This window comes from Streptomyces sp. CO7 (assembly GCF_053474865.1).
The window spans coordinates 208,540-210,342 of record NZ_JBRIOU010000007.1 but is presented as its reverse complement, the minus strand read 5'-3'; the positions used below and the strand labels follow the sequence as shown (position 1 = coordinate 210,342).

General features: G+C 71.5%; 1 protein-coding gene and 1 pseudogene. One reads left to right on the top strand and one right to left on the bottom strand.

Features of this window, described 5'->3' with window-relative positions; genetic code table 11:
* Positions 1 to 252 precede the first annotated feature (252 nt).
* Entirely contained in the window at positions 253 to 1,044 is a 792-nt protein-coding gene (locus tag ACOV8S_RS24795) for an SGNH/GDSL hydrolase family protein (protein ID WP_448320417.1), read from the top strand.
* A gap of 82 nt (positions 1,045 to 1,126) precedes the next feature.
* On the opposite strand, the pseudogene ACOV8S_RS24790 reads toward ACOV8S_RS24795, so the two are convergent.
* A pseudogene (locus tag ACOV8S_RS24790) lies at positions 1,127 to 1,803 on the bottom strand (hypothetical protein); the annotation flags it as partial.

Genomic DNA, 1,803 nt, shown 5'->3' with positions numbered 1-1,803 from the left:
CTCCCTCCCCGCGCGGCGCCCCCCCGCACCCGAAGAGGGTGCGGGGATGGGTCGTTCACGTCCGTCGCGGGCGCGCCGTTCGCCGCTTCGCGGGAGATTGGCGCGAATTGCTCACCGTGGCCGGGACCTGTCGCTCCGGCGCGCAAAAAAAGCGGCTGCGCTGCATGGATTTCTTGGCATGAGCACTTCCAGTCAACGCGCGCAGCTGTCACAGTTCCTCCGTCAAACCCGCCGACCATGGAGACCCCCACCATGAGACGTGTCCGTACGTCGTCCCTCGTGAGTTCGTTCCTGCTCGCGCTGACCCTCGCCTTCACCGGCGCGACCCAGGCGCAGGCCGCCGCGAGCTCCTACGTCGCGCTCGGCGACTCCTACTCCTCGGGAGTCGGCGCCGGCAGCTACATCTCCTCCAGCGGGGACTGCAAGCGCAGCTCCCTCGCCTACCCGCAGCTGTGGGCCAACGCGAACGCGCCCTCGTCCTTCTCCTTCATGGCCTGCTCCGGAGCGACCACGAGCTCGGTCCGCAGCACCCAGATGGCTCCGCTCAGCGCCAACACCCAGCTGGTCTCGGTGACCGCCGGCGGCAACGACGCGGGCTTCGCGGACGTCATGCAGACCTGCGTGCTCAGCACCGACACCACGTGCCTCAACCGGATCAACACCGCGCGCAGCTACATCAGCTCCACGCTGCCGGGGAACCTCAACGCCCTCTACGCCGACATCAGGAACCGCGCGCCCAACGCCCGGGTCGTAGTGATCGGGTACCCCAAGTTCTACGACGTGGAGGCGGTCTGCGCCGGTCTCTCCGACACCAAGCGCTCCGCGATCAACGCGGCGGCCGACCTGCTGAACTCGGTCACCTCGCAGCGCGCGGCGGCCTACGGGTTCCGCTTCGGCGACGTCCGGCCTCCGTTCACCGGACACGAGATCTGCTCCGGCAGTTCGTGGCTGCACAGCGTCAACATCTCCATCGGCGAGTCCTACCACCCGAAGGCGGCCGGCCAGTCGGGCGGCTACCTGCCGGTGCTGAACGCCAACGACTGATCCACGCGCCCCACGCGTCAAAACGCCGCGTCCCCCGTGCCCTGACCAGGCAACGGGGGACGTCGTGCTGTCGGGGCCGGGCTCAGTCCTCGCCCTCGGCGGACGGGTCGGGTTCCGGCTCCTCCGGCGCCTCGCACACGAGCGCGACGGACACGGGCTCGGACGCGGCCTCCACCGGCTTGTCGACCTCGACGTGGACGGAGCCCTCCACGGCCCCTTCCACCCCGTCCAGCGACAGGGGGACGGACACCTCGTGGGTCGTCGTGCCCTTGGCGAAGGAGAGCGTCCGCCAGCTCTCGTCGACCACGCCGTCGGCCAGGTCGCTCACCCAGCGGTAGCGGACCTCCGCGGGCGGGCGTCCCAGGGTGAACGAGGCAGTGAGGGAGGGCCGTTCGCCCTCCGGCGCCGGGCAGGGGCCGGTGCGGTCGGTGTGCGAGCCGGTGACGGAGACCTCCACCGTCTGGGCAGGCTCCGGCGACTTCGACGGGCTGGGGCTCGCGGAGGTCCCGGTGGCGGACGGGCTGGGCGTCCTGCTCCGCTCCCGGGTGGGCTCGTCGTCGGGGGTGCCGGTGTCGGAGGTGGCGGTGGAGTCCTTGGCGCCCTCCTTGTCGTCCGGGTTCGCCAGCCGCCAGGCCAGCCCGGCCACCAGCAGGGCCAGGACCAGGATGCCGATCACCAGCGCGGTCCTCGCCCGGTCGCCCCCGTCCCGCTCGTCCGGACGCCGTTCGTCGTCGAAGGGCCGCGGGGGAGGCGGGGGCG

Excerpts from the sequence above, each read along its gene's own strand:
- ACOV8S_RS24795 (WP_448320417.1), top strand. The coding sequence starts at position 253 with ATGAGACGTGTCCGTACGTCGTCCCTCGTGAGTTCGTTCCTGCTCGCG.